Consider the following 26,423-nt stretch of genomic DNA (forward strand, 5'->3'; position numbering starts at 1 on the left):
TTCGTTTGGGTCAGGGGTCTTTACCCCTGTAGCGATTTCACCTCGACGTCGCCTTCAGCCTGCGCCTTGATCGCCAGTGCAGCGGCGTTGGCACCTGCTGCGGTGGTGAAATATGGGATCTTGTCATACAGCGCGATCGAGCGGATGGCCTTGCTGTCCTCAACCGCCTGCGCGCCTTCGGTGGTGTTCATCACCAGCTGCACCTGACCGTCTTTCAGCATGTCCACAACATCCGGGCGGCCTTCGTACACCTTGTTCACAACGTCACAGGCAACACCCTGTTCGTCCAGCCAGCTTTGGGTGCCGCGCGTGGCCACAAGCGTAAAGCCCTGGTCAACCAGAACCTGTGCCGCTTCCAGCATGGCTTTGCCCTTGTCGGCATCCTTGATCGAAATGAACGCACGGCCAGAGGACGGCAACACCATGCCCGCGCCCATCTGCGCCTTGAGGAACGCACGTGGGAAGTCACGGTCCCAGCCCATCACCTCGCCGGTCGAGCGCATTTCCGGGCCAAGGATGGTGTCAACGCCGGGGAAACGGGCGAAGGGCATGACAGCTTCTTTTACCGAGAACCACGGCATGTCCGGATCGGCCAGCGTCATCTGGTCCGCGATCTTGGTGTCCTTGCCTTCCTGATAGGGAGGGCGCATCGGGAAGTTGGCCAGCTTCTCGCCCGCCATGATGCGTGCAGCAATCGATGCAATCGCACTGTCGGTGGCCTTGGCAACAAACGGTACGGTGCGCGACGCGCGCGGGTTCACTTCGATCAGATAGATCTCATCATCCTTGATCGCGAATTGCACATTCATCAGGCCAACAACATTCAGAGCCTTGGCCAGCTTGAACGCCTGATCCTTGATCTGCCCGATGATCTCTTTCGACAGTGAATAGGGCGGCAGCGAACAGGCGGAATCGCCCGAGTGGACGCCCGCCTCTTCGATATGCTGCATGATGCCCGCGACGTGGACATCGGTGCCGTCACACAGGGCGTCTACGTCCAGTTCGACCGCGCCCGCCAGATAGCTGTCCAGCAGTACGGGGCTGTCGCCCGAGACCACAACGGCCTCGTTGATATAGCGTCGCAGCTGATCCATGTCGCGCACGATTTCCATCGCACGGCCGCCCAGAACGTAAGAGGGGCGGATGACCAGCGGGAAACCGATCTCTTCCGCAATCTCCAGCGCCTTTTCGTCGGTCGAGGCAATGCCGTTTCTGGGCTGTTTCAGGCCCAGTTCATTGACCAGCGCCTGGAACCGTTCACGGTCTTCGGCCAGGTCAATTGCGTCCGGTGTGGTACCCAGAATCGGAATACCCTCTGCCTCAAGCGCGTTGGCCAGCTTCAACGGTGTTTGACCACCGAACTGAACGATCACGCCGTGCAGCGTGCCGTTTTCCTGTTCCTTCGTCAGGATTTCCATGACGTGTTCAAAGGTCAGCGGTTCGAAATACAGACGGTCCGATGTGTCATAGTCGGTCGAAACCGTCTCGGGGTTGCAGTTGACCATGATGGTCTCGTACCCGGCCTCGGTCAGCGCATAGCAGGCGTGGCAGCAGCAATAATCGAACTCGATCCCCTGACCGATCCGGTTCGGACCACCACCAAGAATAACGACCTTCTTGCGGTCGCTTGGGCGTGCCTCGCATTCGACATCGCCCATCATCGGCGCTTCGTAAGTCGAGTACATATAGGGTGTCTGCGCTTCGAACTCGGCGGCGCAGGTATCGATGCGTTTGAAAACCGCGGTAACGCCCAAATTGTGGCGGGCGCGGCGTACGTTATCTTCGCTGCGGCCAGACAGATTGCCCAGACGCGCATCGGTAAAGCCCAGCATCTTGAGCTTTCGTATGCCTTCTTCGGTCACTGGCAAACCGTCCTTGCGCACAGTGCGCTCTGCCTCGGTGATCTCGCGGATGCGGGCCAGGAACCAGGGGTCAAACTTGGTAACGCCGAAGATTTCGTCGTCGGTCAGGCCATGACGCATGGCTTGTGCGATAGTGCGCAGGCGGTCGGGGGTCTGCTTGCTGATCGCTTTGATGACATGTGCCTTGTCGTCGCTGCTTTCGACCTCATCCCACAGGCCGATGCTCAGCCCCGGAATTTCGATCTCATCAAACCCGGTCAGGCCGGACTCCATCGAGGCCAGCGCCTTTTGCATGGACTCGTGAATGGTGCGGCCGATGGACATCGCCTCACCCACCGACTTCATTGCAGTGGTCAGATAAGGCTCAGAGCCGGGGAATTTCTCAAACGCGAATTTCGGGATCTTGGTGACGACATAGTCGATGGTAGGTTCGAACGACGCAGGCGTGACCTTGGTGATGTCATTGTCCAGCTCGTCCAGCGTGTAACCCACGGCCAGTTTCGCAGCGATCTTGGCAATCGGGAAACCCGTCGCCTTGGAGGCCAGCGCCGAAGAGCGCGACACGCGCGGGTTCATTTCGATCACAACCATGCGGCCATCATCGGGGTTGATCGCCCATTGCACGTTCGAGCCACCGGTTTCCACTCCGATCTCGCGCAGCACGGCGATCGAGCCGTTGCGCATGATCTGGTATTCCTTGTCGGTCAGCGTCAGGGCAGGGGCCACGGTAATCGAGTCACCCGTGTGCACGCCCATCGGGTCGACGTTTTCGATGGAGCAGACGATAATGGCGTTGTCGGCGGTGTCGCGCACCACTTCCATCTCGTATTCTTTCCAGCCCAGCAGGCTTTCATCGACGAGGATCTGGTTGACAGGCGAGGCATCCATGCCCGAGCGGCAGAAATGGATATAATCCTCGCGGTTATAGGCCACGCCGCCGCCTGTGCCGCCCAAGGTAAAGGCCGGGCGGATGATGGCAGGCAGGCCAATTTCCTCCAGCTCGTCCAGAGCGATCTGGACACCTGCGTCCAGATCGGCAGAGCCGTCGGCCTTCTTGGGGGCGGTCACGATGGTGGCTTTAGGGTTTTCCAGCCCCAGCCGATCCATCGCCTCGCGGAACAATTTGCGGTCCTCGGCCATCTCAATGGCGTCGCGTTTGGCACCGATCATCTCGACACCGAACTTGTCCAACACCCCCATCTCTTCCAGCGCGAGCGAGGTGTTCAGACCGGTTTGCCCGCCCATTGTGGGCAGCAGGGCATCAGGGCGTTCCTTTTCGATGATCTTGGCGACGACCTCGGGCGTGATCGGCTCGATATAGGTGGCATCGGCAAGTCCGGGGTCAGTCATGATTGTCGCCGGGTTCGAGTTGACCAGAATAACCCGGTAACCTTCTTCGCGCAGGGCTTTGCAGGCCTGCGCTCCAGAATAGTCGAACTCGCAAGCCTGACCGATAACAATGGGACCCGCCCCGATGATCATGATCGACTTGATGTCGGTTCTCTTCGGCATGGCCTGGCCCCTTCGATTTTGCACGAGTCGCGGGCACCGCCCAAGCGCCCAAATTGTCGTGGGTTATAGGGACCACGCAGAAAGGTTCAAGGGGTATCGGAAACAGAAGCGAAATTGCCGCTTTCCCCCCTTTCCCCTGCCAGAGTATTCTCTATATCGCCCTTCACGGCAAAAGAGGATGCAATTGCGTATTCGTTTTGATCAGGGACCAGCCGGTCGCGGAGCCCGGTTTCAGCGCCCGTCTCGGATTATCCGCGCAGATACTGCGGAGGACGTGCCCCAGGCTCTGGCGGCGCTGGATGAGGCGCGCGCGGACGGGGCCTGGCTGGCTGGCTATGCCAGTTATGAACTGGGATATGTGCTTGAACCCCGGCTGATCGATCTTTTGCCGGATGCGCGTCGGTTGCCCCTGCTGTGCTTTGGGGTTTACGGCGCACCGGATCGGGTTGCTTTACCGACGCCTGCGGGCGAGGTGCGCGTGTTTCAGCCGCGCTGGGATGAGGCGCGTTATGGCGAAGCCTTTCAAGTGGTGCATGATGCCATCGGTGCTGGTGATATCTATCAGGCGAACCTGACCTTTCCGATTGATCTGACCGTCTCGGGCAGCAGTGAAGCCCTTTATGCGGCACTGGCAGCGGGGCAGCCCGTTGGGCATGGCGCGCTGGTGCAGCAGGTCGGGTTGCCCGATTTGCTCAGCCGCTCGCCGGAGTTGTTCTTCCGCACGGACACGGATGGAAAGATCGAAACACGACCGATGAAGGGTACCCAGCCGCGCAGCGAAGACCCGGATGAGGATATGCGGCGCCGGTCGTTTCTGACCACGGACGAAAAGAACCGGGCGGAAAACCTGATGATCGTCGATCTGCTGCGCAACGATATCAGCCGTGTCGCGCTGCCCGGTTCCGTTCATGTACCTGAACTGTTTAAGGTCGAAACCTATGCGACCGTGCATCAGATGGTTTCACTTGTCCGTGCCCAGTTGCTCAAATGCGCAGGGCTCAGCGATATATTGATGGCGTTGTTTCCCTGCGGCTCGATCACGGGCGCCCCCAAAATTCGCGCCATGGAAATTCTGGCCGGGCTGGAACCCTGGCCGCGCGACATCTATTGTGGCACCATCGGCTGGGCCGCGCCTGATGGCCGGTCCGAGTTCAACGTGGCCATTCGTACGCTGATGCTGGAAGGCGATCAGGCCACCCTGAACGTGGGCGGGGGCCTTGTCTGGGACAGCACCGCCCCGGCAGAATATGAGGAGGCGCTATGGAAAGCCCGCTTCGCCCGCCAGCTGAGCCTGATTTCCGCCTGATCGAAACGCTGGCGTTTCGGCCAGATCAGGGCTTTGTCCGAAAAGACCGTCACCTTGCGCGCATGGCCCGAACCGCTACGGCCTTTGGCCTTCCCTTCAACCCGGATGCAGCGACCGCCGCGCTGGATGGCGCGTTGGGCGACACCCCCTTGCGGTGTCGTTTGACGTTGGATGCATCGGGTGCATTCGAATTGACGACCGGGGTTCTGGCCAGCAACCCTCCGGTCTGGCGCATAGCCCTGTCTGATCAGCGGCTGGCTTCCAATGATCTTTGGCTGCGTCACAAGACAAGCCGCCGCGCCCTATATGACGATGCCCGCGCCGCGCTGACGGATGGCATAGACGAAGTGTTATTCCTGAATGAGCTTGATGAACTGTGTGAGGGCACCATCAGCAACCTTTTCGTCGAAAAGCGGGATGGCCGTATTCTGACGCCTGCGCTGTCCAGCGGTCTGTTGCCTGGCATATTGCGCGAAGAGTTGCTGGATAAAGAAACAGTGTCCGAGGCCGTGCTGACCCTAAGCGACCTGAAAAATGCGCAAACTGTCTACATGGGCAATTCACTGCGCGGGCTGATCCGGGTGGAGCTGACAGACACGTGATCAAAGACGGCGCGATGGTCGGGTCTCCGGTTGCATTGCCGCGGTTAAGGGTTGAGTTCGGCCTGTTTAATATTGTCCCGCCGCTGGTCATCGCGGTTTTGTTTCCTATGAACAGGATGTTTCCGGCACTGTTTGCCCTGACCGGGATGGGGATATTGCTGCTGCATTGGACACCAGGCTTTCAATGGGCCGAGCTGCGCTATGATTGGGCCAACTGGTCGCTTCGCGAAGTTGTGCTGTTCCGCCCACTGTTCTTCCATCGTTATCACGCGATCTTGCCAGAGGGGCGCGCGGCTTATGTGCTAAATGCTGCCATCTTCTCGTTCGCGCATCTGATGTATTGGAGCTGGATTGTCGCCCTCATGACATTTGCGGGCGGGCTGCTGTTTACATGGGCCTACAGGCAGCGCGGCTCGTTCTTCTATGCGGTGCTGTTGCACGTGATTGTGGGTAATATCATCTTTGCGGTCGGGCTGGGTGTCTATTTCTACTCAGGCAACGTGCAAAGGCCGTTTTGACAGGGCGACCCGCCTTGACTTTCCGGGCCTGACAGGGTGTATCGGCGCGACGAATTCTGCGCCCGAAGGGATATGATCCATGCACGCCTATCGCAGCCACACCTGCGCCGCACTGACCGCCGCCAATGTCGGTGAAACCGTTCGCCTGTCCGGTTGGGTGCATCGGGTCCGAGATCACGGGGGCGTCCTGTTCATCGACCTGCGCGATCATTTTGGTGTGACACAGGTTTTGTGCGATGGCGACAGCGCCGCTTTTGCTGCGCTGGAAAAGGTGCGTTCCGAATGGTGCATCCGCATCGACGGAACCGTCAAGGCGCGTGCCGCCGAACTGGTGAACCCGAAACTGCCCACCGGCGAGATCGAGGTTTACGTGCGCGAGCTGGAAGTTCTGGGGGCTGCCGAGGAACTGCCGCTGATGGTGTTCGGCGATCAGGAATACCCCGAGGAAACGCGCCTGCGTTATCGTTACCTCGACCTGCGGCGCGAGGCGATGCAGCAGAATATGACCCTGCGCTCGGACGTTGTGGCCTCCATGCGCAAGCGTATGTGGGATCAGGGGTTCCGCGAGTATCAGACGCCGATCATCACCGCATCCTCGCCCGAAGGCGCGCGTGACTTTCTGGTGCCGTCGCGCCTGCATCCGGGCAAGTTCTACGCCCTGCCGCAGGCCCCGCAGCAGTTCAAGCAGCTGATCATGGTGTCGGGTTTCGACAAATATTTCCAGATTGCGCCTTGCTTCCGCGACGAAGACCCGCGCGCCGACCGCTCGCCCACCGATTTCTACCAGCTCGACCTCGAGATGTCCTTTGTCGAGCAGCAGGATGTGTTCGACACGATCCAGCCCGTTCTGGCCGGCGTCTTCGAAGAGTTCGGCGGTGGCCGCAAGGTTGATCAGGACTGGCCGCAAATTTCCTACAAGGATTCGGCGCTGTGGTACGGCACGGACAAGCCCGACCTGCGGAATCCCATCAAAATGCAGGTGGTCTCTGACCACTTCCGTGGGTCTGGTTTTGCGATTTTCGCAAAACTGCTCGAACAGGAAGGTACCGAAATTCGCGCTATCCCCGCGCCAACCGGTGGCAGCCGCAAGTTCTGTGACCGTATGAATGCCTTTGCCCAGAAAGAGGGTCTGCCGGGAATGGGCTACATCTTCTGGCGTGATCAGGGCGAAGGGATGGAGGCCGCAGGTCCGCTGGCCAAGAACATCGGCCCCGAACGAACCGAGGCGATCCGCCAGCAATTGGGTCTGGGGGTCGGCGATGCTGCATTTTTCCTGGGTGGTAAGCCGAAAGCCTTTGAAAAGGTTGCAGGCAAGGCGCGCGACGTGATCGGCGACGAGCTTGGCCTGACCGAGAAAGACCGCTTTGCCTTTGCCTGGATCGTTGATTTCCCGATCTACGAACAAGACGAAGAAACTGGCGCGATTGACTTTGAGCACAACCCATTCTCGATGCCGCAAGGCGGCATGGAAGCGCTGCAGGGCAATCCGCTGGATGTGCGTGGCTATCAATACGATCTGGCGTGCAACGGATACGAACTGGTGTCGGGTGCGATCCGGAACCACAAGCCGGAAATCATGCTGAAAGCTTTTGAACTGGCGGGCTATGGCGAGGATGAAGTGAAATCCCGATTTGGTGCCCTGTTCAACGCCTTCCACTACGGTGCGCCGCCGCACGGTGGCTGCGCTGCAGGGATCGACCGGATCGTGATGCTGTTGGCGGATGAGGCCAATATCCGCGAGGTCATGATGTTCCCGATGAACCAGCGGGCCGAAGACCTGATGATGCATGCGCCGTCGGACCCGACGTCAGATCAACTGATGGAACTGGGTTTGCGCCTCATTCCGCAAGACTGAACAACAGCCGCCCGCATTTAGCGGGCGGATTCATTTTGATGCCAGCGAGTATTTGCGGGTCAGTCCAACGGGTTGTTTAAATCACCTCGGTTGACACGAATTGAACGTGCAGCATGCCGTGTTTGGCGATAGGCCCAGATGCACAGAAGCGTTGCAGTGATGAAGTAGGCTGCAATCACGTCAAATCGCCTTTCTTTGTTCCAGGCGGTTCTGCACCATGCCGGCGACCTGCGCTGCCTGCGCCGTGATCGGTGCGCCGTTCGCCCGTGACAGCGCCAGCTTTCGGGCGGCTTCTGCCAAGGGCCTGTCATCGGCTTCCCGTGCGACCCCTTGCAGGAACTGGGCAGCGTAATCCCACGTGCGATGATCGTTGGGCCCGGTAAGGACATCGGCGATATGCGCCATATCGTCCTGATAGGCCATCGGGTCGGGGCGGATGACTTCATCTCGAACCGAGTGGAGCCCGCTTGGTTGTCGATCCTCGGGCAGGCGCTCCAGAATGGACTTCTGAAAATAAGACAATGATTTTATTGGCTTGGAAAGAAATCCGTCCGCCCCGGCTGCGTGCGCCAGACCTTCGGTGGCGTCGTCGCCCGACAGGCCCATGATCACGCTGATCCGTGGTGAAGCGTCGGCCAGTTCGGCGATCAGGTCAGCTCCGGATCCGTCAGGCAGGCCCATATCGACCAGAATGACCGACGGGCGATAGATCTGCAGGTGTCGCCGTGCCGATTTCAGGCAGTCAGCGCGTCGGATGCGTGCGCCGCTGTGCAGGCACATCAGGCGGATCGCGTCGCAGGCATATCGGCTGTCTTCAACAACCAGAATTGTCTGTCCCAGCAAGGGCCGCGTTGCGGTGGGCGTGGCGGCGGTGGTGGCAATGAGGCCCGAATCGTCTATGGCAGCTCTCCTATCCAGCAGATGCTTCACGCTAGGAACTTGTGGCTAACACGACGTTAACGCGCGATTTGGCGCACTTGTCCTTTTGCAGAGCAACCCCCATAACCCACGCAAAGCAGGACATCAGGAGTGTGACATGATTGGACGTCTGAACCACGTTGCCATCGCCGTACCCGACCTTGAGGCGGCATCCGAGCAGTACCGCAATGCGCTGGGCGCCAAGGTCGGCGCGCCGCAGGACGAGCCGGATCATGGCGTCACGGTTGTGTTCATCGAACTGCCCAACACCAAGATCGAACTTTTGTACCCGCTGGGCGACGACAGCCCGATCAACGGGTTTCTGGAAAAGAATCCGGCCGGCGGCATTCACCACATATGCTATGAGGTCGAAGACATCATCGCCGCTCGTGATCATCTAAAAGCGACCGGCGCCCGTGTTTTGGGGTCGGGTGAGCCCAAGATCGGCGCACATGGCAAACCAGTGTTGTTCCTGCATCCCAAGGACTTCAACGGCTGCCTTGTCGAGCTGGAACAGGTATGATCCGCAAAACCCGGGGGGCCTGAAGTGACCATTACTGCTGCATTGGTGCTGTTCGCCGTCATCTGGTTCATGACGTTGCTTGTGGTGCTGCCCATTCGCATCAAAACTCAGGGTGACCTGAACGATATCGTTCCGGGCACACATGCGGGTGCGCCGGAAGTCCATCACCTGAAAGCCAAGATGTGGATCACCACCGCCATTGCTGTGGTTTTGTGGGCTATCATTGCCGGGATCATCATTTCCGGTGTGATTTCAGTGCGGGACCTCGACTGGTTGAACCAACTGGAGCCGCGGTAATCTGTGTCAGACCTTTTGGCCTGACACAGCATGATAAATATGGGTGAATGTTGCCGCGCCAAGGATCGGGATCACCAGATTCAACAGCGGTATAGACAGCGGAATGGCCATCAGGGTTCCGGCGACCCAGATCGTGGTCGAATGTCGGGCCCGCAATTGGCGCGCGCCATCCCGCCCGATCCGGCGTATGGCGGCCAGCGTGAAGTATTCCCGCCCCAACAGGAACCCGTTCATGGCCCAGAATATGAAGGGCGCAAACGGGGTGAAGAACGCATAGAGGATCAGCGCCAGCAGGTTTGCTACAATCAGCACGCCAAGAAAGCTGAGGCCGTCCATCAGGGCCTCCGACACCGGGATGCGTCGTGCAGGTGGCAAGGCTGGAAAATGCTTGTCCTCGACCGCCTGCGCCACTTCGTCCAGAAAGATCGATGTGATGGCTGACGCCACCGGTACCATCAGGAAAACAGGCAGGACCAGGACGAGAACGATACCTGAATAGTTCAGAACGTCGTTCAGCCACGGGACAGCTCCGACAAATGGCAGCGAGATTTCACTGCCCGACAACCAGTTGATCAACTTGATCGCACCGGCACATGCAAGACCCAGCAACAGGATGGTCAAACCTACACCGCGCAGCAGAACGGCACGGAACTTGGGATCTCCGATCTGGCTTAGTGCGCTGAAAAAGGCGTTCAGGATGATCATTCTGTGATCCATTCCGTTATGGCTGCCACATCGGGCCGCGGGCGTTCGGGTGGGGCTGTTCCTTCGGTGGCGATATGTATCAGCCCGGCGACACGCTCGTTCTTGGCAAGGCCAAAGGCGTCGACACAGAAGTCGTGGTCGTGGGTTTGCCAACCTGTCAGCCAGTTTGCACCCCAGCCCGCGGCCAGCGCGGCATTCAGCAGGGCCAGACAGACCGCGCCCGCAGAATAGGTTTGTTCGATTGCGGGTATTTTCTCAGACGGTTTTTGTACTTCGATTACGGCTACGGCCAGATGCCCCATGTCGAATTGGCTGCGCGCTTTTGCAATATCTTCCGGGCTTTTCTTCAGCCTTTGCCCGCAGGTCTCGGTCAGGGTTGCCAGTCTTGCCATGGCCCCCTGTTCCAGAACGATAAATCGCCAGGGTTCCAGTTTTCCGTGATCGGGGCTGCGTGCAGCTGCGATCAGCAAGGGGCGCAACTCGTCCCGTGTCGGGGCCGGGGCCACCAGTGTCTTGGCGGGTCGGGACCGGCGCGACTGCAAAAACTCCAGAGCAGCGGGGTTTTTCATGGACATATGTTAACTTCCTTTACATCACGTCTCTGTATCTTGGTCGGCATGCCGAGGGTTTCAAGGGCGCGGCGACGGATCGCGTGGATCAATTTCATCCCACCGCCCATCATGCAAGACTATTGAGGGAAGGGGCGACAATGGCGAAATCGAAACTACGAGATCTGCCGGATCTCAGCGCGCAGGCGCACGCTGGGGCAGTGTTTCACTTGAAAGTAACACCTAAGGCCGCGCGCGACCGGGTGATCGTGGAAGGCGGGCAGATCAGGGTATTTGTCACGGCTCCGCCTGACAGTGGCAAAGCCAATCATGCAGTTCAGGCGATCCTTGCGAAATGTCTTGGCGTTGCCCATTCGACACTGACACTCAAGCAGGGGCAAACCGCGCGCAACAAGGTGTTTGTCTATGTGCCCTAAGGTTCCGTTTCACGGATCTGGTAAACACCCTCGGGCAGGTCCAGCGCTGCGGCCAGATCGCGGACCTGTTCGGGCGACAAGGTGATCTTTTGCACCTGGTCGGTTCGCGGATCAAACTGTTCCAGCGTGACGCATTCGGCGAAATTGTTGATCACAACATCTTCCTGCAAGGGTTTTTCACCTTCGTCCACAAGCGTTATGACCGTCGAGTCGAATTCATGCTCAATCGAAAACATAAGGACAGAGTGCAAGCCGTCGACGCGCAATGCAAGACGTTCGTTTCAAAGCATTGTGTAGTCACTCTGAGCGGCAGGTACTATGTTGAAATCGCAGTCAGACCGAGCCGAAGGATGTAACATGCGCAGACGCTTTGTTTTGGTGTTTCCCCTGCTGCTTGCGGCCTGTGCGGAAGGTGCATTGCGCTTGCAGCCTGCCGCGGACTGGCTGGGTGAAGGGCCGGGTTCTGAGGATGTTGCCCAGACCTTTCGCGAAGTCAGCCAGAACATCGTGGCTGAGGCCCGCAGCCAGTGTTTGAAGCAACCAAGGCCTCAGAAATGCGATTTCCAGATTCTCGTTGACCTGAATCCGCGCGCATCCGCCAATGCCTTTCAGACATTGGACGACCAGCGGCAACCTACCATCATTTTTACCGTTGCGATGATCCGTTCTACGCAAAACGCAGACGAACTGGCTTTTGTCATGGGACATGAGGCGGCCCATCACGTTCTGGGGCACATCGCACGGCAAAGCGAAAATGCCAGCGCAAGCGCCACTGAGTTTGGAAAGGCGGAAAAGCTGCGCGGGGGTGACGCCGCCGACATAGAAGAGGCTCAGAAAGTGGGCGCGCAGGTTGGTGTTCAGGCTTATGTGAAGGCTTTTGAACTTGAAGCTGACCAGATGGGAACGATCATTACACATAATGCGGGCTACAACCCGCTGGTTGGGGCGAAGTTCTTTGACCGGATTCCGGATCCTGGCGACAGGTTTCTGGGCACCCACCCACCAAACGCGCAGCGCGTGCACATCGTGCTTGAAACCGCCACGCAACTGGGGCTGACGCAATGACCGATCTTGTGCGCCTTGGCGTAATTTTGACGGATCGCGGGTCGAAATATGCGGTATCTGGCGCGCCTGTGGCGTCGCGCGCGGAAGTTGACGCGGTTCTGGATCAACTGAAGTCCGATAAATCCTATGCCAAGGCCACACATAACACCTGGGCCGCCTCTTTGCCGACCGGTGCACTGAAGGCCGATGATGGGGAAAGCGGGGCCGGTATGGTAATCCTGCGGATGATCGAGCGTGCAGGGCTGGACAATCACGTGATCATCGTCACCCGCTGGTACGGAGGCAAAAAGCTGGGCGGGGACCGCTTTCGCCGCGTTCAGGATGCAACCCGGGCCTATCTGGATCACATCGGCGCCCAATTTTGACCTGTGTCAAAGTATGACGCCCCGGATGCGCTACGATTTCGTAAAGCGCGAAAGGGAAAGGATACAGCATGCCCACCCGAGAGTCCTTGAGGCTTCATGCCGGATTGGTGGACGACATGGCCAGAATGCTGGACATCGATCTTGAGGAAGCAGCCATTGGTGGCAAGGTGTCTTTCGACCAGATTTCCGAGGCAGTTCTGCGATGTACCGATTGTCCAAACCCGGATCATTGTCAGGATCTGCTCAACAAAATGGCGAGCGCTGGGCGGACACCGGAATACTGCCGTAACCAGGAGTTACTGCACAAATTGATGCCTTAACTGTCAGGTTCGCCATGCCACGACTCGGTGAAATCATGGCCCATCTTCGTCTGGTACTGCGGATGGGTCAGGTCACAGGAACCGACTTGGCCGCAGCCTATCGGGATGGTCACCTGAAACATGAGGATTGGGCCGAGATCGTGCAACAGTGTCGTGGCTGTACCTGGGCCAGAACCTGTCCGGAGTGGCTGGAACGGCGCGAACAGATTGATCATGCCCCGTGCACATGCCCGAACCGCGGTCGATTCAAGGCCATCAAAGCTTTGCAAGCGGAGGACGCGTGATGCCTCGGGATATTCTGGGTGAGGTCGAAAAGCACTTTTGGTTGACGCGCTCTGTTTCCCGCAGCATGGGAATTTCACTGAGCGAAGCCATGGCCGAAGGGCGGTTGTCGCCCGAAGGATACGCTGAGCTGGTCACGCGCTGTCGCGCCTCGGGCTGTGATGCGCAATGCGCCAACTGGCTGGCTCAGCGGCAGAATCCAGCGGAAACGGCCCCGGATTTCTGTGCAAATTCAGAGACGCTGAACAGATTGAAGGGCTGATCAAAGGTCTTTATGCGTTCCATCGCACAACGGCGCGTTTGCACTGTGTTTGCACCCGCAAAAAAAGACCTTTTTGCTGGCCTCGGCCGTATATTTCACCGGTTCGAACCCGCTGTCTTTATGTGAGCCATCGCAAAAGGGTTGCCGGTTCGACTTTCCACACGCGCACCAGAAATAGGTTTTTCCTTCGGCAACTTCGACTGGAAAAGGGGTTTTCTGGGCAATAACGGGTGTGTCTGACATGTGGCTTCTCCGTATTTGGCTGAAACGTCACACAGTTTAGGACGATGCAGACAAAAAGGTAGCTGTAATGCCGCAAGGATCATCGTTTGGGCTTCGAACTGGCATGGAATCGCTCTTCCTCACAAGGAAGTGACCGTTTTAGTTGCCAGATTGCCGTTCAGCCCGTACTCTGGAAGCGGCCCGAAAAGCTGGGCAATATCAGAAAAGTAATAGAGGATTGACGGACATGAAACTGAAACTTGCAGCCGTTGGCGCATTTGCCCTGGTCCTGACCGCTTGTGCGCAGCAGGAAGAACCGACCCCTGTTTACGTACAACCCGACTATGACAAGTATGGCTCGGCCAGCTGCTCGGCAGGCTATGAACTGGCAACAACCGAAGCAGGTCAAACCGTCTGCAACCCGGTTTCTCAGTAAGCTTTTCGCAGGCGGTTTGACTACGGACCGCCTGCACCATTTTCAGGAATTTTCACCGCCATTCATGGCGGTTTTTTCTACCTGAGCTGTACTTCGTAACTATTGACCCGAAAACACTATGGGGCAGGCTACTGGCGTTAAACGGGTTTCCCCCACAGATCGTATTCCCCCGCCTCGTCCACTTCGACGGTGACGATATCGCCGGGTTTGAAGCCTTCGAAGCCCTCGTCAATGAACAGGTTGCCGTCGATCTCGGGAGCGTCCGATTTGGTGCGGCAGGTGGCGGCTTCGTCATCCACGTCGTCGACGATTACTTGAAGCGTTTGTCCGACTTTAGCCTGCAACTTGGCTTCTGAAATGGCCTGAGCCTTTTCCATGAAGCGATCCCACCGCTCTTGCTTGACTTCGGCCGGGACGTGATCGGGCAGGTCGTTTGAGCGCGCACCGTCCACGTTTTCGTATTGAAAACAGCCGACACGATCCAGTTGCGCCTCGTCCATCCAGTCCAGCAGGGCTTGGAATTCGGCCTCGGACTCACCCGGATAGCCAACGATAAAGGTCGAACGCAGGGTGATATCGGGGCAGATTGCGCGCCAGGCTTGGATTTCGTCCAGAGTTTTGGCCGCTGCGGCGGGGCGGGCCATCCGTTTCAGAACATCCGGGTGGGCGTGCTGGAACGGGATATCCAGATACGGCAATATGTTGGACCCGGCATCCGCCATCAGGGGGATCAACTCGCGCACATGTGGATAGGGATAGACATAGTGCAGCCGCACCCAGGCATCCATCTGACCCAGTTCACGGGCCAGATCGGTGATGTGGCTGCGGACCTCGCGGTCTTTCCACGGGTTCACATCGTATTTCCGGTCCAGCCCATAGGCCGAAGTATCCTGCGAGATCACCAACAGTTCGCGCACGCCGTTTTCGACCAGCTTTTCCGCCTCGCGTAGAACCGCATGGGCCGGACGGCTGGCCAGTTTTCCCCGCATATCAGGGATGATGCAGAACTTGCATTTGTGGTTACAGCCCTCTGAGATTTTCAGATAACTGTAGTGGCGGGGGGTCAATCGAACGCTGCTGGCGGGCAGCAGATCAACGAACGGGTCAGGGTCAGGGGGAACGGCGGCGTGAACCGCATCCATAACCTGCTCGTACTGATGCGGACCGGTGACCGCCATGATGCGGGGGTGGTGTTCGCGGATGTAATCCGGTTCGGCGCCCAGACAGCCGGTGACGATGACCTTGCCGTTTTCAACCAGCGCCTCTCCGATCGCATCCAGCGATTCTGCCTTGGCGCTGTCGAGGAACCCGCAAGTGTTCACAATGACGGCATCGGCCCCGGCATAATCGGGCGAAATGCCGTATCCTTCAGCACGAAGCCGGGTCAGAATGCGTTCGCTGTCGACCAAAGCTTTTGGACAGCCCAGCGACACCATGCCGATCGTCGGCTGGTTTGAACGGGGTGTCTCGGTGATCCGGGCGGCCGGAGCCAGGTCGGGGCGGAGGTTTGGCGGGTTCGTCGTCATGGCGCGGCATATAGTGGGGAAAGCTTCCTCTTGCAAATGTGACGTGCGATTTGAATGATCGCGGCAAAGACAAGCCAAAAGGCGGAGAGCAGATCATGAAATGGCTGATACGCATCCTGTTTATTGTTGTGGCGGTGATTGCGCTGGTAATTGGCGCGCTTTTGCTGATGCCCGGAGACAAGCTTGGCGCGATTCTGGCTGAGCAGGTCAAAGCCCAGACCGGGCGCGAACTGAGATTGAGCGGCGACGTGCGCCTGTCGTTCTGGCCGGTGCTGGGGATGGAAACCGGGCCCGTGCGTTTTGGGAACGCCAGCTGGGCCGGGCCAGAGCCGATGCTGAGCGCTGATAGCCTTGCCGTGGGCGTGGATGCTGCTGCGCTTTTGAATGGGGATCTGCGGATCAAACGCGTTTTCGCGGAAAACCCGGTGCTGCGGCTGGAGCGTTCGCAAGGGCGCGGAAACTGGGAGCTGAGCGCGCCTGTGACCACCGCGACGGCCACACCGTCTGCAGGGACGGTTCCGGCCAGCGCATCGTCGGCCGTAACTTTGGAAGAGTTGCAGCTTAATAATGCGCGACTGATCTATGTGGAAGACGGTGCCACGCAGATGGACTTTCCTGATGTAACCTTGTCGGCCAGTTGGCCTCAGGTCACTGCACCGATGGTAATGGAGGCATCAATGCCTGTACCCGGAGGTGCTGTTCAGGTCGATCTGAAGATTCCGGACTTGCCAGCCTTTGCCGCAGGGTCCGTAACCGCGCTTGAATTGGCCCTGACTGCACCGGGCGGCAAGATCGGCTTTGACGGCCACGTCAATCTGGCCGGAGAGATGGACGGAACCACAAAGATCATCACCCAAGATACAGAAAAGATGCTGGCGGCCTTCGGTCAGGCGGGGGTGACTGTGCCGTCTGGATTGGGTAACGTTGCCGATATCTCTGCGCAAATGACCTATACGCGGGACGGTCGGATTTCCCTGCGAAATATGACAGCGCAGTTGGATGGCAACCGGTTTGTCGGAGAGGCGGATATCACCATTTCCGATCCCCCTCAGATCGTCGCACGCCTGGATGCGGGCGATCTGGACCTGTCGAAGATATCTGAAACCGGCGCTGGGCTAGGTGGCGCGTCTCAATCTGCCTCACCAGTTCAGGAGGGCTGGTCAAAAGACCCAATCGACGCATCCGCGTTGGCTTTGGCGAATGGCAATATTCGCCTGACGGCCAACTCAATTGCAGTTCCCGGCATGACGTTTGGGAAAAGTGACCTGACGCTGACACTGGATCACGCGCGGGCGGTTCTTGCGATGCATCCGGCGACGTTGTTTTCGGGTCAGTTGAACGGGCAGGTGGTTGCCAATAATCGCAATGGCCTGTCCGTGGGCGGCAAGGTGACGGCAAGTGAGATTGATCTGAAACAGGCATTGTCAACGTTGGCCGGTGTCGAACGCCTGTCGGGAAGCGCGGCAGGAACCATTGAGTTTCTGGGTGTCGGTCAGTCTGAGGATCAGATCATGCGGTCTCTCAGCGGTAAGGGAAATCTGGATGTCGGGACGGGGGTAATATCCGGTTTCGATCTGGATCGACTTATGGGGCAGGGGACCGGATCGGGCGGAACAACGGTGTTCAACAGCCTGTCGGCCAGCTTTACCATTGATCAGGGTGTGTTGACGAATAACGATCTGCTTATGTCGCTCAAGAATTACCGTGCCGATGGTCAGGGGGTCGTGGGGCTGGGTGCGCGCAATATCGATTATCTGTTCACGCCTGTAGCTTTGCGTGCCAATTCGGGGCAGGGCATCTCGGTGCCTGTGCGCATCGTTGGCCCGTGGAGCAACCCGTCAATCAAGCCGGACCTGTCCAAGGTCATCGAAGCGGCGGCAGATGTGAAGGTCAAAGAGCTGGAAAACGACGCGAAACAGAAAGTTTTCGAGAAGGTTGGAAACGAGCTGGACACCACCATCACGGACAGCGATCAGATCGAAGATGCGCTCAAGAACAAGCTTGAAGAAGAGGCGAAGAAAGGGCTGCTCAAACTGTTTGGCGGCAACTGAGCAAGTGTTGCGCTTGGGGCAATCAGATATGTCCCAAGCAGTTTTCTTCAGATGGTCTGGTCGTAATCGCCAACACTGGGTTCGGTTCGGATCACCGCATCGATATCGGCAAAGATCGCACGCATCTCAGCTTCGCTTTCGCTGCTTTCACACACGACCACCAGATTGGGTGTGTTGGATGAAGCCCGCACCAGCCCCCAGCTGCCATTGTCCAGAATCACACGTGCGCCGTTCACCGTAACGACCTCCTTGATCGCGCGGCCAGCAAATGTCTCATTAGCTTCGCTTTTGGCAACCAGCTTGTCGACCAGTCGCTGCAGGATATCGTATTTTTCGGTATCTGCCGCATAGGGTGACATGGTGGGCGTCGACCAAGTCTTGGGCAGAGCTTTGCGCAGGTCGGACATGCTTTGATCCGGGTTGCGGTCCATCAGTTTACAGATCTCGACCGCGACGCGCATTCCGCAGTCATAACCGCGCCCGACCGGCTCGGCCAGAAAGTAATGGCCCGACTTTTCAAACCCAGCCAGCGCACCGATTTCCTTGACGCGCCGTTTCATGTGGCTGTGGCCGGTTTTCCAGTAATCTACCTTGACGCCAAGGGCCTGTAGCTCGGGATCGCTGGCAAACAGGCCGGTAGATTTCACATCTGCGACAAAGGTCGATCCGGGGTGCAGCTTGGCCAGATCGCGGGCCATGATCACGCCCACCTTGTCGGCAAAGATTTCTTCACCTTCATCATCGACGACGCCGCAACGATCACCGTCACCGTCAAACCCAAGTGCCAGATCGGCACCGCTGGATTTTACCGTTGCCGCCATGTCATGCAGCATTTCCATCGCTTCGGGGTTCGGGTTGTAATTCGGGAAAGTGTAATCCAGCCGGTTATGGCTGGGGACGACCTCAACCCCCATCCGTTCGAAGATTTCGGGCGCAAAGGCCGAAGCGGTGCCGTTTCCGGTTGCGCAGACAACCTTTAGCGGGCGGGACACTTTGAAATCGCCGACGAGGTCGTCGATATACGCTTCTTTCACGCCCTCGACGAATTCCCAAGATCCACCCGCATGCGTCTGACCTTCGCCATTCAGAACGATGTCGCGCAATTCAGACATCTCGTCGGGGCCGTGGGTCAAAGGGCGATCAAAGCCCATTTTGACCCCAGTCCAGCCGTTTGGATTGTGGCTCGCCGTAACCATCGCCACGGCCGGTACATCCAGATGAAACTGTGCGAAATAGGCCATCGGGCTAAGCGCAGGGCCAATGTCTTTCACGCGGATACCGGCCTGTATCAATCCCAGGATCAGGGCGTTTTTGATCGCCAGTGAATAGTCACGGTAATCGTTTCCTACAGCGATCACGGGCTCGATCCCGCGCCTGCGCATTTGCGTGCCAAGCCCTAGGCCAAGCGCCGTCATGCCCGGCAGGTTAATCTCTTCCGGATACTTCCATCGGGCGTCGTATTCGCGAAACCCGGTGGGTTTGATCATTGCGTCGCGGAGAAAGCTCCAGGTGTTTGGTGTTACCTCGGGAATCGGTTTGGTCATAACAAGTCTCAATCGTTAAATCTGAATAGGATCAGCTTTGGCCAGCGCATCGAAGCGCATCAAAGTGTCAATGAGTTGGGGCATCTGATCCAACGGAATCATGTTGGGCCCATCCGAAGGGGCATTGTCCGGATCTTGGTGTGTTTCAATGAACACCGCGCCAATACCCAGCGACACGGCGGCGCGCGCCATGACCGGAGCAAATTCGCGTTGCCCGCCCGAGGAGCCACCTTTTCCACCCGGTTGCTGTACGGAATGGGTCGCATCCATCACCACCGGATAACCGGTTTGGGCCATTTGCGGCAGGGACCGCATATCAGCCACCAGCGTGTTATAGCCGAACGAAGTGCCACGTTCGGTCAGCAAGATATTATGATTCCCCGTGCTTTCGATCTTGGACACGATATTGGGCATCTCCCACGGCGCGAGAAACTGACCCTTTTTTACATTGACCACTGCGCCGGTATTGCCCGCAGCGAGCAGCATATCCGTCTGGCGGCACAAAAACGCCGGGATTTGCAGGACGTCTACCGCCTCGGCGGCGATGGCGCACTGCGCTTCGGTATGAACATCGGTCAGGACCGGAATGCCCATCGATTTGCGGATGCTATCCAGAACCTGCAACCCCGCATCAATGCCCATGCCGCGCTTGCCGGACAGCGAGGTCCGGTTTGCCTTGTCATAAGATGCTTTGAAGACATATTGCGCACCGGCTGCGTCGCAGGCCTCTTTCATCTTGCCAGCAATCATCTGCGCGTGGTCTGCCGTTTCAAGCTGGCAGGGGCCTGCAATGATGGTCAGCGGAAGGTCGTTGCCGACTGTCAGGTCGGAGATTTTTACATGTTTCATGAGTCTTATGAGGATACCTGTTCACGAAGGACCGACGCGGTAAGCGAGATCATGAGGTAGATACCAGCAAACAACAGGAATGCCAAAATCGTATTTTCGAACTTGCGCGGATAGCTGGGTTCCTGACTGGGGATCGGGTTCACCGAGACGGTCAGATAACGCACCTGCCGGTTGGCTTCGGATCGGGTCGATTCCATTTGCTGCATTGCCGTTTGCAGCATCATGTCCCGCGCCGCCAGATCCGCCTGAGCGATCTGGATGCGCACGCTCAACCGCGCCAGCGAGTTTTCGCCATCGGAAGCATCTTGCATCTCGGCATTCAGTTGTTCCAGCACCTTTTCAAGCCGGGCAATGTCAGCCTTGACACCGTCAACCTTGGCTTTGTTCGGTCGCAGGTTGTCCTGCAGGGCGGCAAGTTCAAGCTCTTTGTCCTGCACCAATATCTCAATCTCGTTGATGCGGGCGCGCAGGCTGGCAATGACATTCTCGGGGTCCAGCACCGCCCCTTGAAGCTGAAGCTCGATCAATTCCTCCTGCGCCTGCCGCCGCGCCTCCTGCGCCGCTTCAAAGCTTTCCAATGCATCGCGCATCTGGTCTTCGCGCTTCTTGCCGGACAGGGCATTCACCCGATCTTCGGCGTAAGAGATCAAACGCTCCGAGAACTCGGTCGAGGTCTGTGCGTCCGGTGCTACAACCTCCATCCGAATGACCCCTTCGGTTGGGTCATACCCGATGGTGATCATGCGTTTGAACAGCTTGTATGCGTCTTCCAGCGTGGCGTCGGGCGACAGCCTTTGAATCGGATCAATCTTTTCCTGCCTGAAGACATCGGAAAACCCTGCGTCCCGATCCAGCAGCAACAAAGCCTCTTTCGACTCCAGGAAAGACTGAACCGAGATGGAATCCTGCGTGGTGGCGAATTGCGTCCCGGCAAGCAGCCCGCCGATAGAGCCTGGCCCGCCATCGGCTTGCAGGATCAGAAACTCGGAATCGCTGGCATACATCGGGGTGGCGATGCGATAGAAATAGAACCCCACAACAAAGGTCGGCAGGAACACAAAAGCGGCCAAACGTGCGAAAAGGCCAAACAGCTTACGCCTGCGTCGACGCGCGATGTCCTTCTGAATCTGACCGATTTCAAGGTTGCGCCGCTCAGCCGGGCTGAGCTCGGGTCCCGGAAGGTTCGGTGTGCTTGCGCCAATGGATTGCGGCAACTGAATGCGGATCTTGTCTTTGACCTTCGAACTGTCGCCCTGTGCCGAGGGCTTTGCTGCGGCAAGATCAAGAAGGTTCGTGCGCTGAAACGGATCAATGCCTTTCTTGCGCAGCAAGCGCACCGCATCATAGTCCGATGTTGCTGCCAGTCCGTGTTTCTGCGCCAGTTTTCGCGCGATGCGCAACTGGCGGCCTGTCAGGCCTTCGCGCTTGATGTCGTCAATTTGCGTGCCTGGCTGAGCCTCGGCCGCTGGTGCCTGGCCTTGCGTCGCGCCCCGTATGCGAGAGATTGCATCCGCACGCGCCTCGGCCGAATCTTCCACCTGACGATTGTTGCGCCAGTTGTACTTTCTAACCTTGGGTTTCGTAGTCATATAGCTGCTTTGCCTCTTCCAAGGAGTCAAACATGTACAATTGCCCGTCCAGCAGAACGGCGGCTTGCTGAGCGAATTTCTCCAATACAGTCGGGCTGTGCGACACGATCACCAAAGTCGTAGTGCGCAACCTTTCCTTCAGGATCGCCCCTGCCTTTTCATTGAATTCAACATCGGTAGATGCTGGCATCCCTTCATCGACAAGATACATGTCGAAATCCAGCGCCAGCATCAAAGAAAACGTGAATCGTGATCGCATCCCCGAAGAATAGGTGGACAACGGCTGTTCGAAATATTCACCCAAGCCACAGAGCCATTTGCAATACGCCTCAACATAGTCCGGGTCCATGCCGTAAATCTTGGCGATGTATCGCGCGTTCTCAAGCGCTGACAACTTGCCGGTTACACCCCCGGTAAAACCCATGGGAAAAGAGACCCGGCATTCGCGGCGGATCACACCTTCGTCGGGCTTTTCCAGACCGGCCATCATGTTGATCAGTGTGGTTTTGCCAGTACCATTCGGGGCCAGAACGCCCAGCGACGTACCCAGTTCGACACGGAACGAGACCCTGTCCAGGATCACCTTGCGGCGCGTCCCGGTCCAGAAGGACTTGCTGACATTGTCGAACTCTAGCATTCGGGGCCTGCTGCTCGTTTCCGTTGTGTCGCCGCGCTTTCAGGCGGTCAGAAAGGATGGTTTTTACCAATCCATGTTGGCTACATTATGTCGAATTATGAAACAAATGTTCAATGCGTTGCTGCCAAACCCGCAAACAACTGATCGGTTGTCGGCAATTCCGCTGCACTTCTGGTAATCTGCCGCACCTTTATTATGTGGTTTCACACCTGATCTTTGCAAAACAGCTTTGGGAGGTTACGCAACCAGATGGTAAATCTAGATGGCGAAATCCGCGCGTGCCGCCTGTGCGCTGCGTCCTTTGCGCAAACCAAAACTGCTCATGAACCCCGCCCGGTGGTCTGGTTTCGGCGCGGAACACCCATCCTGATCGCGGGGCAGGCCCCGGGTGCGCGCGTGCACGAGTCAGGGCGGCCCTTTACAGACCCGTCAGGCGACAGGCTTCGCCAATGGCTTGGGGTCAATGAACCTGTTTTTTATGATCGTGACCTCGTGTCGATTGTGCCCATGGCATTCTGTTTCCCCGGCTATGATGCCCGCGGTTCTGACCTTCCTCCGCCCGCGATATGCGGTAAAACTTGGCATGACAGGGTGATGCAGGAACTGGGGCAGGTGCCGTTGACGGTGTTGGTCGGTGGTCATGTGCATAAATATCATCTGGGGGCGCGGGGGTCGGTGACGGACACCGTTCGGAACTGGCAGGACCATGCGCCGCGGGTCTTTGCCTTGCCTCATCCGTCCTGGCGGAATACGGCATGGGTAAAGAAAAACCCGTGGTTCGAGGCAGAACTGCTGCCGGTTCTGCGCGCGCGGGTCCAAGAGGTGCTGAATGACTGAAACCACAGCGTTGGACACGGCGCATGCCGCGATGCTGGCAGATCCGCAGAACGATGCTGCCCGTCTGCGGTTTTTTGAACGGCTTGCTGATAGTGAGCTGTTCTTGATGCTGACCGAAGAAGCGGTGGGCGAAAACATCTCGCCCGAAGTGTTCGATGTGGCCGACGGGCGCTTTGTGTTGGCTTTCGACCGCGAGGAACGATTGGCGCAGTTTGCGGGGAGGCCTGTGCCTTATGTTGCGCTGTCGGGGCGTGTGTTGTCGGCGATGCTGGCAGGGCAGGAGATCGGGCTGGGCCTGAACCTGGAAACTGCCCCATCATCCATGCTGGTGCCTGCCGAGGCCTTGGGCTGGCTGGCCGAAACGTTGTTGCATGGCCCGGAAGAGGTCGAGGAAAAGCTTGCTGAGTTCATGCCGCCCGCCGGTTTGCCAGACAGCCTGTTGACCGCCCTTGATGCAAAGCTGGCATCTGCTGGCGGCCTTGCCAGTGCGGCCTATCTGGTCGCCACGAAATCAGAAGCGGGCGCTCAGGGTCATTTGCTGGGGTTTGTCGGAGCGGTTGATGGGGCCGAGCCAGCGCTGGCCAAGGCAGCTTCGGAGGCGTTGACGTTTTCAGGGATCGAGGCGGGGGCGATGGATGTCGGGTTCTTTGCCACAGATGACGCCGCTGCCGCGCTGCTGGCGAAGACGGGGCTTCGCTTTGACCTGCCCGAACCGCAGGTTGCAGATCTGGTGCGCGAGGTACCGGGCAGCAATCCCGCGAAACCACCAATTCTGAAGTAACGACCAAAACGCAAACACGCGGCGCATATTGCGCCGCGTGGCACTAGGATGGGACGCTGCTATTCCGCAGCAGCTTCCAGTTTGTCTTGCGTGCGTGTTTCGAAATCGCTGGCGTCGTGGCGCTCGTGAAGCTGCGTGTGCGGCTCGCCAAAGGCGCGGTTGACCATACGGCCACGCTGAACCGCAGGCCGCGCGTCAATCGCCTTGGCCCAACGCACCACGTTCTTGTAGGATTCCGCGTCAAGGAACTCTGCCGCGCTATAAAGTCGGCCCAGAACCAGCTGACCGTACCACGGCCAGATCGCCATGTCGGCGATCGTATATTCCTCGCCCGCGATATAGGTCTTGTTCGCCAATTCCCTGTCCAGAACGTCCAACTGGCGTTTTGCCTCCATCGCGAAGCGGTTGATCGGGTATTCCCACTTTTCAGGCGCGTAGGCGTAGAAATGGCCAAACCCGCCGCCCAGATAAGGGGCGCTGCCCATTTGCCAGAATAGCCAGTTCATGACTTCGGTCCGTTCCGGCCCGGACGCGGGCAGAAACTCTCCGAACTTCTCAGCCAGATGAAACAGGATCGAGGCGCTTTCAAACACCCGAACCGGCTTGTCGCCAGAGCGATCCCAAAGGGCGGGGATTTTCGAGTTTGGGTTGACCTCGACAAACCCTGAACCGAACTGGTCGCCCTCGCCGATGTTGATCAGCCAGGCGTTGTATTCAGCGCCGTCGTGACCCAATGCCAGCAACTCTTCCAGCATTACGGTGACTTTGACACCGTTGGGCGTGGCAAGGGAATACAACTGCAAAGGGTGGCGTCCAACCGGCAAGTCCTTGTCATGGGTTGCGCCGGCAATAGGTCGGTTAATGTTGGCGAACTGCCCGCCACATTCACTGTCCCATGTCCAGACTGCTGGAGGGGTATACGAAGATTGGTCGCTCATGTCTTGCCTTTCATGCCTTTGTCCGGGCCGCGTTCGGTGCAGTTTTACAGGTAGTGTTGCAATCCGCCGAGTCCAACCCAGCTTTTCCGGCTTAATTTGTAATAATCCGCGACCAAACTCTCACGTTTGCTCGAGAGGGGTCACAGCGGCGCGAGGAGGGCTACGAACAGAATGAGAATCGCATATTGTTTTGCCAGACCCGCCATCACGGCGTCACCGATACCGCTGGTACGAAAAGGATAAACTACATGAAACGCTTTGCTTTGACCTTTGCTGCGGCCCTGGCCCTGGCCGTTCCGGCATTTGCCGGGCCGCAATATATTGACGGCACGGGGTTTGCCGTCTCGGGGTATGATGTGGTCGCCTATCGCAACCTGGATCAGGTACCGGTAGGACAGCCGCAGCACGAAGGCGTGCGTGGCAAGGCCAGCATCACTGCCGAGTACAATGGTGCAACCTGGGCATTCTCGTCCGAGGAAAACCGCGACAAATTTCTGGAAAACCCGGCCTATTATGCCCCGCAATATGATGGGCACTGCGCCTATGGTGTGTCGCGCGGCGGCAAGGTTCCGGCAAACCCGAACTTGTGGCGGATCGTTGACGACAAGCTGTATCTCAACATCACGGATGTGGTCGTCGGGTTCTTCGAAGAAGACATTCCGGGCAACATCAACCTTGCTGAAGGCAACTGGCCGGGTATCGAGCCGTCTGACGCCTCGACCAGCGTGATCCCGAAATTTACCTCGGAAGGTCCGGTGAAAAACTGACCCGGCCAAAATTGCACAAAGCCCGGCTTACCCAGCCGGGCCTTTTCGTTCAGCCAGCAAGCCAGAACTGATCCCGTATCGTCTGGTCGGCGTCAAACCGGATCCTGACGCTCTTGGCACCCGGAAATTTGCGTTCTCGGATCGTATCGGGAATGACGACTTCCCCAGCGCCCGTATCGCTGGATTGAAAGCTCAGGATTTCCGCTGTGGTGTGCCGCGCACTGGTCAGAACGGTCGTTGGCAAAGCCACACGATTTGCGCCTTGATTGACGGGTGTCGTGACGAAGTAAGTCAGGTGCCGCCCAAAGCATCCGACCGCGTCGGGAACATGGTCAGCAACACCGCTGCCGCATTTGGGTTGAATACCAGGCTGACTGTTCATATGCGACAGCGCTTGCCCCGGATTCAGCATTGCCTCACAGGCGGCAATATCTTCCTGCGGAAGCTCGATGATACGTTTCTTCAACCGTGCCCGACGTGGTTGTGGCGGGCCAGCAGCGGCACCGCCCTTTGTCGCCAGCCCTTCTTTGCGTAGAAAATCATAGGCTGCCTTGGCGCGCGAAAACCCGGAACTGTCGCCTTCCTTGTGATCAGGATGCGTGTGAAAGGCGATGTGACGCCAGGCCTCTCGTATTTCACTGGAATTGGCAGACGGGTTCAGGCCCAGATCTGCCAGGGCATCCGTGCGTGCCCTGACCTTATCGACAGGTTCCATACTCAAAACACTCATTAAAAACTACACAGCCCTAGTGTTGCCGAGGGCATGGTTTTGTCAAATTTCATGGTTGATTGAGAGGGAAGCTGACAACAATCGCGATGCGAAGATTCCATTGTTCCGCAAAGGCGTGAATTCGCGGATGTAACTGTGA

The 26,423-nt window shown here is 57.9% G+C and carries 30 protein-coding genes; 17 read left to right on the forward strand and 13 right to left on the reverse strand.

Annotated features, from left to right (window positions below; all coding sequences use genetic code 11):
- Positions 1-20: 20 nt before the first annotated feature.
- The gene (gene carB / locus ACR0ID_RS10480) at positions 21-3,374 is read right to left on the reverse strand and encodes a carbamoyl-phosphate synthase large subunit (RefSeq protein WP_480475517.1); all 3,354 of its coding nucleotides are present in this window, start codon (positions 3,372-3,374) and stop codon (positions 21-23) included.
- A 178-nt stretch (positions 3,375-3,552) separates the two neighbouring features.
- Here carB and ACR0ID_RS10485 point away from each other — a divergent pair, with 178 nt between their 5' ends.
- The 4 genes from ACR0ID_RS10485 (at position 3,553) to aspS (ending at position 7,655) form a co-directional block, all read left to right on the forward strand.
- Entirely contained in the window at positions 3,553-4,680 is a 1,128-nt protein-coding gene (locus ACR0ID_RS10485) for an aminodeoxychorismate synthase component I (RefSeq protein ID WP_480605244.1), read from the forward strand.
- Entirely contained in the window at positions 4,635-5,282 is a 648-nt protein-coding gene (locus ACR0ID_RS10490) for an aminotransferase class IV family protein (protein ID WP_480605246.1), read from the forward strand. The genes ACR0ID_RS10485 and ACR0ID_RS10490 overlap by 46 nt, the downstream gene beginning before the upstream one ends.
- Positions 5,279-5,800: a CPBP family intramembrane glutamic endopeptidase gene (locus ACR0ID_RS10495; protein WP_480605248.1), complete on the forward strand. Its 522-nt coding sequence runs from the start codon at positions 5,279-5,281 to the stop codon at positions 5,798-5,800. Before ACR0ID_RS10490 ends, ACR0ID_RS10495 begins: the two co-directional genes overlap by 4 nt.
- A 79-nt stretch (positions 5,801-5,879) precedes the next feature.
- Positions 5,880-7,655 carry an aspartate--tRNA ligase gene (gene aspS / locus ACR0ID_RS10500; RefSeq protein WP_480493641.1) on the forward strand — a complete coding sequence of 592 codons (1,776 nt, stop codon included), beginning with the start codon at positions 5,880-5,882 and terminating at the stop codon, positions 7,653-7,655.
- Between the two features lie 180 nt (positions 7,656-7,835).
- Here the strand turns inward: aspS and ACR0ID_RS10505 are convergent, their stop codons facing one another.
- On the reverse strand, positions 7,836-8,555 hold the full coding sequence (locus tag ACR0ID_RS10505) for a response regulator (RefSeq protein WP_480605340.1): 720 nt from the start codon (positions 8,553-8,555) through the stop codon (positions 7,836-7,838).
- Positions 8,556-8,691: 136 nt separating this feature from the next.
- On the opposite strand from ACR0ID_RS10505, the gene mce reads away from it, so the two are divergent.
- On the forward strand, positions 8,692-9,096 hold the full coding sequence (gene mce / locus ACR0ID_RS10510) for a methylmalonyl-CoA epimerase (RefSeq protein ID WP_480475529.1): 405 nt from the start codon (positions 8,692-8,694) through the stop codon (positions 9,094-9,096).
- A gap of 24 nt (positions 9,097-9,120) precedes the next feature.
- Positions 9,121-9,393, forward strand: coding sequence for a DUF1467 family protein (locus ACR0ID_RS10515; RefSeq protein WP_480475531.1), 273 nt, complete (start codon positions 9,121-9,123; stop codon positions 9,391-9,393).
- Positions 9,394-9,399: 6 nt separating this feature from the next.
- Here the strand turns inward: ACR0ID_RS10515 and ACR0ID_RS10520 are convergent, their stop codons facing one another.
- Positions 9,400-10,098: an EI24 domain-containing protein gene (locus tag ACR0ID_RS10520; RefSeq protein WP_480605250.1), complete on the reverse strand. Its 699-nt coding sequence runs from the start codon at positions 10,096-10,098 to the stop codon at positions 9,400-9,402.
- The gene (locus ACR0ID_RS10525) at positions 10,095-10,673 is read right to left on the reverse strand and encodes a nitroreductase family protein (RefSeq protein ID WP_480605252.1); all 579 of its coding nucleotides are present in this window, start codon (positions 10,671-10,673) and stop codon (positions 10,095-10,097) included. Before ACR0ID_RS10525 ends, ACR0ID_RS10520 begins: the two co-directional genes overlap by 4 nt.
- 134 nt (positions 10,674-10,807) lie before the next feature.
- Here ACR0ID_RS10525 and ACR0ID_RS10530 point away from each other — a divergent pair, with 134 nt between their 5' ends.
- Positions 10,808-11,083 carry a DUF167 domain-containing protein gene (locus tag ACR0ID_RS10530; protein WP_480605254.1) on the forward strand — a complete coding sequence of 92 codons (276 nt, stop codon included), beginning with the start codon at positions 10,808-10,810 and terminating at the stop codon, positions 11,081-11,083.
- Here ACR0ID_RS10530 and ACR0ID_RS10535 read toward each other — a convergent pair.
- A complete protein-coding gene (locus ACR0ID_RS10535; RefSeq protein ID WP_480493646.1) occupies positions 11,080-11,319 on the reverse strand; it encodes a hypothetical protein in 240 nt (79 codons plus the stop codon). The two genes, ACR0ID_RS10530 and ACR0ID_RS10535, sit on opposite strands and share 4 nt — an antisense overlap.
- Positions 11,320-11,440: 121 nt before the next feature.
- Between ACR0ID_RS10535 and ACR0ID_RS10540 the strand changes: the two genes are divergently transcribed.
- The 5 genes from ACR0ID_RS10540 (at position 11,441) to ACR0ID_RS10560 (ending at position 13,377) form a co-directional block, all read left to right on the forward strand.
- On the forward strand, positions 11,441-12,148 hold the full coding sequence (locus ACR0ID_RS10540) for a M48 family metalloprotease (RefSeq protein ID WP_480493647.1): 708 nt from the start codon (positions 11,441-11,443) through the stop codon (positions 12,146-12,148).
- Complete coding sequence (locus tag ACR0ID_RS10545) at positions 12,145-12,513, forward strand: YigZ family protein (RefSeq protein ID WP_480475541.1); 369 nt, start codon at positions 12,145-12,147, stop codon at positions 12,511-12,513. The genes ACR0ID_RS10540 and ACR0ID_RS10545 overlap by 4 nt, the downstream gene beginning before the upstream one ends.
- A 68-nt stretch (positions 12,514-12,581) precedes the next feature.
- Positions 12,582-12,833: a DUF6455 family protein gene (locus ACR0ID_RS10550; RefSeq protein WP_480605256.1), complete on the forward strand. Its 252-nt coding sequence runs from the start codon at positions 12,582-12,584 to the stop codon at positions 12,831-12,833.
- Between the two features lie 14 nt (positions 12,834-12,847).
- Positions 12,848-13,117: a DUF6455 family protein gene (locus tag ACR0ID_RS10555; RefSeq protein ID WP_480605258.1), complete on the forward strand. Its 270-nt coding sequence runs from the start codon at positions 12,848-12,850 to the stop codon at positions 13,115-13,117.
- Positions 13,117-13,377 (forward strand): DUF6455 family protein, encoded by a 261-nt coding sequence (locus tag ACR0ID_RS10560; RefSeq protein WP_480475547.1) that lies wholly within the window; start codon positions 13,117-13,119, stop codon positions 13,375-13,377. Before ACR0ID_RS10555 ends, ACR0ID_RS10560 begins: the two co-directional genes overlap by 1 nt.
- On the opposite strand, the gene ACR0ID_RS10565 is transcribed toward ACR0ID_RS10560, so the two are convergent.
- Positions 13,378-13,620 carry a CDGSH iron-sulfur domain-containing protein gene (locus ACR0ID_RS10565; protein ID WP_480475549.1) on the reverse strand — a complete coding sequence of 81 codons (243 nt, stop codon included), beginning with the start codon at positions 13,618-13,620 and terminating at the stop codon, positions 13,378-13,380.
- A gap of 226 nt (positions 13,621-13,846) precedes the next feature.
- Here ACR0ID_RS10565 and ACR0ID_RS10570 point away from each other — a divergent pair, with 226 nt between their 5' ends.
- On the forward strand, positions 13,847-14,035 hold the full coding sequence (locus ACR0ID_RS10570; RefSeq protein WP_209504738.1) for a hypothetical protein: 189 nt from the start codon (positions 13,847-13,849) through the stop codon (positions 14,033-14,035).
- Positions 14,036-14,172: 137 nt separating this feature from the next.
- Here ACR0ID_RS10570 and rimO read toward each other — a convergent pair whose 3' ends face one another.
- Entirely contained in the window at positions 14,173-15,561 is a 1,389-nt protein-coding gene (rimO, locus tag ACR0ID_RS10575; protein ID WP_480605260.1) for a 30S ribosomal protein S12 methylthiotransferase RimO, read from the reverse strand.
- Positions 15,562-15,656: 95 nt separating this feature from the next.
- Between rimO and ACR0ID_RS10580 the strand changes: the two genes are divergently transcribed.
- Positions 15,657-17,612: an AsmA family protein gene (locus ACR0ID_RS10580; protein ID WP_480605262.1), complete on the forward strand. Its 1,956-nt coding sequence runs from the start codon at positions 15,657-15,659 to the stop codon at positions 17,610-17,612.
- A gap of 47 nt (positions 17,613-17,659) precedes the next feature.
- Here ACR0ID_RS10580 and ACR0ID_RS10585 read toward each other — a convergent pair whose 3' ends face one another.
- From ACR0ID_RS10585 to ACR0ID_RS10600, 4 genes are read right to left on the reverse strand one after another with little or no spacing between them, the layout of a single operon-like run.
- A complete protein-coding gene (locus tag ACR0ID_RS10585; protein ID WP_480605264.1) occupies positions 17,660-19,156 on the reverse strand; it encodes a phosphomannomutase/phosphoglucomutase in 1,497 nt (498 codons plus the stop codon).
- A gap of 15 nt (positions 19,157-19,171) precedes the next feature.
- On the reverse strand, positions 19,172-20,005 hold the full coding sequence (kdsA, locus tag ACR0ID_RS10590; protein ID WP_480475557.1) for a 3-deoxy-8-phosphooctulonate synthase: 834 nt from the start codon (positions 20,003-20,005) through the stop codon (positions 19,172-19,174).
- A gap of 5 nt (positions 20,006-20,010) precedes the next feature.
- Complete coding sequence (locus ACR0ID_RS10595; protein WP_480605266.1) at positions 20,011-21,594, reverse strand: capsule biosynthesis protein; 1,584 nt, start codon at positions 21,592-21,594, stop codon at positions 20,011-20,013.
- Positions 21,572-22,231 carry an ABC transporter ATP-binding protein gene (locus ACR0ID_RS10600; RefSeq protein ID WP_209504732.1) on the reverse strand — a complete coding sequence of 220 codons (660 nt, stop codon included), beginning with the start codon at positions 22,229-22,231 and terminating at the stop codon, positions 21,572-21,574. The genes ACR0ID_RS10595 and ACR0ID_RS10600 overlap by 23 nt, the downstream gene beginning before the upstream one ends.
- 249 nt (positions 22,232-22,480) lie before the next feature.
- Here ACR0ID_RS10600 and ACR0ID_RS10605 point away from each other — a divergent pair, with 249 nt between their 5' ends.
- Positions 22,481-23,068 (forward strand): uracil-DNA glycosylase family protein, encoded by a 588-nt coding sequence (locus tag ACR0ID_RS10605; RefSeq protein ID WP_480605268.1) that lies wholly within the window; start codon positions 22,481-22,483, stop codon positions 23,066-23,068.
- On the forward strand, positions 23,061-23,849 hold the full coding sequence (locus tag ACR0ID_RS10610; RefSeq protein WP_480605270.1) for an SseB family protein: 789 nt from the start codon (positions 23,061-23,063) through the stop codon (positions 23,847-23,849). The genes ACR0ID_RS10605 and ACR0ID_RS10610 overlap by 8 nt, the downstream gene beginning before the upstream one ends.
- A gap of 59 nt (positions 23,850-23,908) precedes the next feature.
- On the opposite strand, the gene yghU is transcribed toward ACR0ID_RS10610, so the two are convergent.
- Positions 23,909-24,787: a glutathione-dependent disulfide-bond oxidoreductase gene (gene yghU, locus ACR0ID_RS10615; protein ID WP_480605272.1), complete on the reverse strand. Its 879-nt coding sequence runs from the start codon at positions 24,785-24,787 to the stop codon at positions 23,909-23,911.
- A gap of 248 nt (positions 24,788-25,035) precedes the next feature.
- Here yghU and ACR0ID_RS10620 point away from each other — a divergent pair, with 248 nt between their 5' ends.
- Entirely contained in the window at positions 25,036-25,554 is a 519-nt protein-coding gene (locus ACR0ID_RS10620; RefSeq protein WP_480519093.1) for a YHS domain-containing (seleno)protein, read from the forward strand.
- Positions 25,555-25,603: 49 nt separating this feature from the next.
- Here ACR0ID_RS10620 and ACR0ID_RS10625 read toward each other — a convergent pair whose 3' ends face one another.
- Positions 25,604-26,269, reverse strand: coding sequence for a DnaJ domain-containing protein (locus ACR0ID_RS10625; protein ID WP_480487636.1), 666 nt, complete (start codon positions 26,267-26,269; stop codon positions 25,604-25,606).
- Positions 26,270-26,423 lie beyond the last annotated feature (154 nt).

This window comes from Ruegeria sp. AL2, from assembly GCF_056540845.1.

Coding starts and splice junctions, on each gene's coding strand:
- carB (WP_480475517.1), bottom strand. CDS start 3,374: ATGCCGAAGAGAACCGACATCAAGTCGATCATGATCATCGGGGCGGGT.
- ACR0ID_RS10485 (WP_480605244.1), top strand. CDS start 3,553: ATGCAATTGCGTATTCGTTTTGATCAGGGACCAGCCGGTCGCGGAGCC.
- ACR0ID_RS10490 (WP_480605246.1), top strand. CDS start 4,635: ATGGAAAGCCCGCTTCGCCCGCCAGCTGAGCCTGATTTCCGCCTGATC.
- aspS (WP_480493641.1), top strand. CDS start 5,880: ATGCACGCCTATCGCAGCCACACCTGCGCCGCACTGACCGCCGCCAAT.
- mce (WP_480475529.1), top strand. CDS start 8,692: ATGATTGGACGTCTGAACCACGTTGCCATCGCCGTACCCGACCTTGAG.
- ACR0ID_RS10520 (WP_480605250.1), bottom strand. CDS start 10,098: ATGATCATCCTGAACGCCTTTTTCAGCGCACTAAGCCAGATCGGAGAT.
- ACR0ID_RS10525 (WP_480605252.1), bottom strand. CDS start 10,673: ATGTCCATGAAAAACCCCGCTGCTCTGGAGTTTTTGCAGTCGCGCCGG.
- ACR0ID_RS10530 (WP_480605254.1), top strand. CDS start 10,808: ATGGCGAAATCGAAACTACGAGATCTGCCGGATCTCAGCGCGCAGGCG.
- ACR0ID_RS10535 (WP_480493646.1), bottom strand. CDS start 11,319: ATGTTTTCGATTGAGCATGAATTCGACTCGACGGTCATAACGCTTGTG.
- ACR0ID_RS10540 (WP_480493647.1), top strand. CDS start 11,441: ATGCGCAGACGCTTTGTTTTGGTGTTTCCCCTGCTGCTTGCGGCCTGT.
- ACR0ID_RS10545 (WP_480475541.1), top strand. CDS start 12,145: ATGACCGATCTTGTGCGCCTTGGCGTAATTTTGACGGATCGCGGGTCG.
- ACR0ID_RS10550 (WP_480605256.1), top strand. CDS start 12,582: ATGCCCACCCGAGAGTCCTTGAGGCTTCATGCCGGATTGGTGGACGAC.
- ACR0ID_RS10555 (WP_480605258.1), top strand. CDS start 12,848: ATGCCACGACTCGGTGAAATCATGGCCCATCTTCGTCTGGTACTGCGG.
- ACR0ID_RS10560 (WP_480475547.1), top strand. CDS start 13,117: ATGCCTCGGGATATTCTGGGTGAGGTCGAAAAGCACTTTTGGTTGACG.
- ACR0ID_RS10565 (WP_480475549.1), bottom strand. CDS start 13,620: ATGTCAGACACACCCGTTATTGCCCAGAAAACCCCTTTTCCAGTCGAA.
- ACR0ID_RS10570 (WP_209504738.1), top strand. CDS start 13,847: ATGAAACTGAAACTTGCAGCCGTTGGCGCATTTGCCCTGGTCCTGACC.
- rimO (WP_480605260.1), bottom strand. CDS start 15,561: ATGACGACGAACCCGCCAAACCTCCGCCCCGACCTGGCTCCGGCCGCC.
- ACR0ID_RS10580 (WP_480605262.1), top strand. CDS start 15,657: ATGAAATGGCTGATACGCATCCTGTTTATTGTTGTGGCGGTGATTGCG.
- ACR0ID_RS10585 (WP_480605264.1), bottom strand. CDS start 19,156: ATGACCAAACCGATTCCCGAGGTAACACCAAACACCTGGAGCTTTCTC.
- kdsA (WP_480475557.1), bottom strand. CDS start 20,005: ATGAAACATGTAAAAATCTCCGACCTGACAGTCGGCAACGACCTTCCG.
- ACR0ID_RS10595 (WP_480605266.1), bottom strand. CDS start 21,594: ATGACTACGAAACCCAAGGTTAGAAAGTACAACTGGCGCAACAATCGT.
- ACR0ID_RS10600 (WP_209504732.1), bottom strand. CDS start 22,231: ATGCTAGAGTTCGACAATGTCAGCAAGTCCTTCTGGACCGGGACGCGC.
- ACR0ID_RS10605 (WP_480605268.1), top strand. CDS start 22,481: ATGGTAAATCTAGATGGCGAAATCCGCGCGTGCCGCCTGTGCGCTGCG.
- ACR0ID_RS10610 (WP_480605270.1), top strand. CDS start 23,061: ATGACTGAAACCACAGCGTTGGACACGGCGCATGCCGCGATGCTGGCA.
- yghU (WP_480605272.1), bottom strand. CDS start 24,787: ATGAGCGACCAATCTTCGTATACCCCTCCAGCAGTCTGGACATGGGAC.
- ACR0ID_RS10620 (WP_480519093.1), top strand. CDS start 25,036: ATGAAACGCTTTGCTTTGACCTTTGCTGCGGCCCTGGCCCTGGCCGTT.
- ACR0ID_RS10625 (WP_480487636.1), bottom strand. CDS start 26,269: ATGGAACCTGTCGATAAGGTCAGGGCACGCACGGATGCCCTGGCAGAT.